2 protein-coding genes are annotated in these 5,025 nt (G+C 74.4%); one reads left to right on the forward strand and one right to left on the reverse strand.

Annotation, left to right across the window (positions count from 1 at the left end; translation table 11 throughout):
- Positions 1-11 precede the first annotated feature (11 nt).
- Positions 12-3,821, reverse strand: a complete 3,810-nt coding sequence (locus tag ACFV0G_RS27900) for an amino acid adenylation domain-containing protein (protein WP_380553715.1) — start codon at positions 3,819-3,821, stop codon at positions 12-14.
- A gap of 341 nt (positions 3,822-4,162) precedes the next feature.
- Here ACFV0G_RS27900 and ACFV0G_RS27905 point away from each other — a divergent pair, with 341 nt between their 5' ends.
- Positions 4,163-4,951 carry a BTAD domain-containing putative transcriptional regulator gene (locus ACFV0G_RS27905; RefSeq protein ID WP_380553718.1) on the forward strand — a complete coding sequence of 263 codons (789 nt, stop codon included), beginning with the start codon at positions 4,163-4,165 and terminating at the stop codon, positions 4,949-4,951.
- Positions 4,952-5,025: the final 74 nt, after the last annotated feature.

Here is a 5,025-nt window from a genome sequence, read left to right on the forward strand (position 1 = left end):
ACCACGCGCTCTCACCCGCCCCCCCCGGGGCGGCCCCCCCCCCGCCCTACGCCCCCCCCCGCCCGCCCCCACGGCGAGGTGCGGCCGGCCTCGAAGGGGTCGGCCGGGTCGCTCCGGGCGGCGGCGAAGAACAGCAGGTCGCCCCGGAACCGGCCCGGCGTGAAGGCGGCCATCAGCCCGACGTTGTGCCGGAAGACCTCGTGCAGCCGGTCGGCGGGCACCTCGTCCGGCAGCCCGCCGGCGCCGCCGAACACGATGTCGGCGAAGGCCGGCCCGTCGAACTGCGGGGGCCGCCCCGCACCGGCCGGGTAGGGGTACGAGTCGAGCATCGCCAGCAGGGCGACCTCCTCGCCCGCGGTCTGCAGGAGACACGCGGCGGCGTGCGCCACCTGGCCGCCGAACGACCAGCCCAGCAGGTGGTACGGCCCCTTCGGCTGGACGGTCCGGATCCGGGCCGCGTAGTCGGCGGCCATCTCCTCGACGGTGCCGGGCATCGGTCCGGGCCCGCCCAGGCCGCGCGCCTGGAGGCCGTACACCGGGCGGTCGGGGCCCAGGTGCCGGAGCAGCCCCTGGTACGACCAGCCGATGCCGGTGGCCGGGTGGAGGCAGAACAGCGGCGGCCGGGTGCCCCGCCGGCGCAGCGGCAGCAGCACCGGCAGGGCGCTGCCGGCCGGCGTCCGCCCGGACAGCCGCGCGGCCAGCGCCGCCACCGTCGGGGCCTCGAACAGGTCTCGGACGCCGAGCTCGGCGCCGAGGACGGCCCGGGCCTGAGCGACCAGGCGGCCGGCCAGCATCGAGTGTCCGCCGAGGTCGAAGAAGTCGTCGTCCGGGCCGACCTGCGGCACCCCCAGGACGTCGGCGAACAGCACCGCCAGGGTCCGCTCCTGCGCCGTCCGCGGCTCCCTGGCGGGGGCGCCGGGGGTGAAGTCCGGGTCGGGCAGTGCCCGTCGGTCGAGCTTGCCGTTGGGGGTCAGGGGGAAGGCGGCGAGCGGGACGACGGCGGCCGGGACGAGGTGCGCGGGCAGCCGTGCGGCCAGGACCTCGCGGACGGCCGCCGGATCGACCGTCCCGTCCCCGGGGAGCACGTAGGCCACCAGGCGGCTGCCGCCGGCGTGGTCGTCGCGGGCCAGCACCTCGGCCCGCGCGACCCCCGGGCAGGCCTCGACGGCGGCCGCCACCTCGCCGGGCTCGACCCGGATGCCCCGGATCTTGACCTGCTGGTCGGTGCGGCCCAGGTACTCGAGCTCGCCGTCCGTCCGCCGGCGCACCAGGTCTCCGGTCCGGTACATCCGGGTGCCGGGCTCGCCGAAGGGGTCGGCGACGAAGCGCTCCGCCGTGAGGGCGGGCCGGTTCAGGTAGCCGCGGGCGAGCGCGGTGCCGGCCAGGTAGAGCTCGCCCGGCGTGCCCGGCGGGACCAGGCGCAGACTGCCGTCCAGCACGTACCCCGCCACGTTGGGGATCGGCCGTCCGATCGGCGCGGCGGCCGGCCAGCCGGTGCTGTCGGCCGCCAGTGTGTGGGCGGTGACAAGGTGGGTCTCGGACGGACCGTAGTGGTTGTGCATCCGCCGCCCCGGTACCCGGGCGCAGAACGCGCGCATGCTGCGGCTCGGGGTCAGCGCCTCGCCGCCCTGGGCCAGTACCCGGAGGTCGGGCAGTTCCCGCCGCCGGGCCTCGGCGGCGGCGCAGACCGCCTCGATCACCAGGTTCGGCGCGAACAACTCGTTGATCCGCTGCTCCTCCAACCAGTCGACCAGGCGGTCCGGATCCCGCCGGACGTCCTCGCCGGGGATGACCAGGGTCTTGCCGAAGAGCAGCGCGGAGGCGGTCTCCTGGACGGAGACGTCGAAGCCCAGCGCGGTGAACTGCGCCGTCCGCGTCCCCGGGATCCGCGGGAGGTCCAGGTCGTGCCAGGTCAGCAGGTTGACCAGGGAACGCGTCGGCATCACCACGCCCTTGGGGACGCCGGTGGTGCCCGAGGTGTAGACGACGTAGGCGATGTGCCCCGGCTCCGGCCGCCCGAGCAACTCCCGTGGGGCCAGCGGCCCGTCGGGCTGCCCGTCCAGGGCCGCCGCGGTGGCGGGGTCGTCGAGCACCAGCGTGGGGACGTCCGTGGGCGGCAGGGTGCCGAGGACCTCCGCGGTGGTCAGCACAAGCGCGGGGGCGGCGTCGGCCAGTACGAAGGCGATCCGCTCGGCCGGGTACTCCGGGTCGACGGGGAGGTAGCCGGCCCCGGCCTTCAGCACGGCCAGCAGGGCGACCGCGGCGCGGACGGAGCGCGGCGCGGCCAGGGCCACCGTCCGGTCGGGGCCGGCGCCCGCGCGGATCAGCAGCCGGGCCAGTCGGTTCGAGGCCAGGTCGAGCTCGCGGTAGTCGAGGCTCCCCTCGCCGCCGACCACGGCGGTGGCGTCCGGGGTGCGGGCCACCTGGGCGGCGAACAGCTCGGGGAGCGTGGTCGCCGGGTCGTCGCGCCGGTTGCCCCGCGCCTCCGCCAGCAGGCCGCGACGCTCCTGCTCGTCGGCCAGGTCGACGGCACCGAGCGGTCGCTCCAGGGCGCCCGGCGCGGTGAGCGCCGCCAGCAGGGCCAGGAACCGCCGGTGGTGCGCGGCCAGCTCCTCGGGGCGGTACAGCTCGGGGTTGGCGACCAGGTCGATCCGCAGGCCCGATCCGTCGGAGCGGTCGTAGGCGGTGACGGAGATGTCGTCGACCAGGCCCTGGGTGAGATTGCGGGCCTCGGCGCGGTGTCCGCCGAACTCCAGGTCGTAGTCAAAGGACATGATGTTGACCTGGGGCGCGGTCAGGAAGGTCTCGGAGGCCGGTCGGTCGAGGCTGCGTGACAGCTCCTCACCCCGGAAGCGCTGGTGCCGGAGCAGGAGGCGGAATTCCTGGGAGACGCTTCGCACCAGCTGGGCCACCGGCCGGTCCGGGCGGACGTCGACGTGCAGCGGCAGCACGTTCGAGAGCATGGCGGGGATCGTCCGGAGCTCGGCCTGCGGCCGCGCGGCGACGGGCAGTGCCAGGGTGACGTCCCGCTCGCCCGTCATCCGGTGCAGATAGGCGGCGGCCGCCGCGATCAGCAGGACGGACCAGTGGGTGCGGGCCTGCCGCGCCGCCGAACGCAGCCGGTCGGTCTGGGCCGGCGTCAGGACGCCGGTCTCGGTGAGGTTCTCGCGCGGCGGGCCGGCCGGTGCGCCGGCCAGCCGGGCGGGGCGGGGAGCACCGGCCAGCCGCCCCGCCCAGTAGGCCCGGTCGGTGGCGGCGGCGGCCGACTCCCGGTACCGCCGGTCGCTCTCCAGCAGAGTGTGCAGCCCGCCGTACGGCGACGGCGCGGGCGGACGGCAGCCGACGGCGGCGCCGTACAGCTCCGCGACCCGGAGGGAGATCAGCGCACCGCTCTGACCGTCCGCCAGGATGTGGTGCGCACTCAGGTACCAGAGGAAGTGCTCCGGTCCCAGCTCGAAGAGCGCGTACGAGAAGAGCGGGCCGGTCGACAGCGGGAGCCGCCGGGCCAGGTCGGCGCGCATCCAGGCCAGGGCGGCCTCCGCGGGGTCCGGCTCGGCGGAGACGTCGAGCACCGGGAACGCCCAGTCGTCGGCCAGGTCGGCCACCTGTCGAGGCACGCCCTCCTCCTCGACGAAGCGCACCCGGAAGGGCTCGGCCTCGGCGATGGTCTGCCGGAGTGCGGCCTCGAAGACCCCCGTGTCGATGGCCCCGTGAATCTCCAGGCATTCCCCGATGCGTGACTGCGGACCCTGCGGATCCATTTGCTCGGCCAGCCATATCTCATGCTGTCCGCCGGTGACCGGAAGACTCGTTCCGTTCATTTCCAAAACCCCCGTGCAAGCGCTGATCGGCTCACCGTCGACGGTAGTCCGGAGGGCTAAACTTCCTCATGCGCGGAACCGTCGGAAATGCATGCCCGAATAAGTGGAGCGGTGGCGTCCGGGGGAATCGCCCTTATGCGGGGCGCGCGGCGGGGGATGTTACAATGCCACCCCGTCGACCGGCAGTCCCGGGTGTTTAAAATCTCGGCAAAATGTGCGCGTACAACTTGTCCGGGGGCGCGTTCTTGACCAAGATCGACTGTGGTGGGGTGCGGGGATTGCGTCCGTCGGTCCGACAGCCCCGCCGGTCGGACCGGAGTACGGCAAATCGGGGGATTTCGTTGGACTTCTACATTCTCGGGCCACTGGAGATAGCGGCGCCGGGCTCGGTGCCGCAGAGCCCCGGAGCGCTCAAGCAGCGGGCCCTGCTGGCGATGCTGTGCCTGAGCCCGGGCCGGACGGTCTCCACCCGGCAGCTGACCGAGGCCCTCTGGCCGGACGGGCCGCCGCGCACGGCCGGCACCGCCCTGCAGGTGTACGTGTCGAGGCTGCGCAAGTTCATCGCCGAGATCGGCGGCGACCCGCTCACACTGGCCACCCGGGCTCCCGGGTACCTTTTCGACCTGCGGCAACAGCACACGCTCGACCTGGACCGCTTCGAATCGGCAGTGGCCGAGGCCCGGCGGCTGAGCGCGTCGGGCCGGACGGAGGAGGCCTCGGACGTGCTCGCCGCCGGCATCGCGCTGTGGCGGGGGCCGGCGCTGGCCGACGTGCGGACCCTCCCGGTGCTGGACGGCCTCGGCCGCCAGCTGGACGAGAAGCGCACCTCCGCCTACGAACTCCGGGTGGAGATCGAGCTGCGGCTCGGCCGGCACGCCGAGATGATCAGCGAGCTCTACGGCCTGCTCACGGACCGGCCGCTCTGGGAGAATCTGCACTTCTATTTGATGGTGGCGCTTTATCGCAGCGGGCGCACCGCCGATGCCCTGGGTGTTTACAACACGCTGCGGAAGAATCTGGTCGAGGGGCTCGGAATGGAACCGAGTTCCAGGCTGCGGCAGACCCAGCACGCGGTGCTCGCGCGGGAATCCTGGCTGGAGGACGTCTCCGCTCTTCCGATGGCCTGCTGAATTCCGGGGCCACGCCCTGCCGGGCGGGGGGGGGGGCCCCCGCGCCAGGCGCGGGGGGGGGGGGGGCCCCCCCC

Origin of the sequence: Kitasatospora sp. NPDC059571, assembly GCF_042735675.1 — a bacterium.
Classification (GTDB): domain Bacteria; phylum Actinomycetota; class Actinomycetes; order Streptomycetales; family Streptomycetaceae; genus Kitasatospora.

Coding starts and splice junctions, on each gene's coding strand:
- ACFV0G_RS27900 (WP_380553715.1), bottom strand. CDS start 3,821: ATGAACGGAACGAGTCTTCCGGTCACCGGCGGACAGCATGAGATATGG.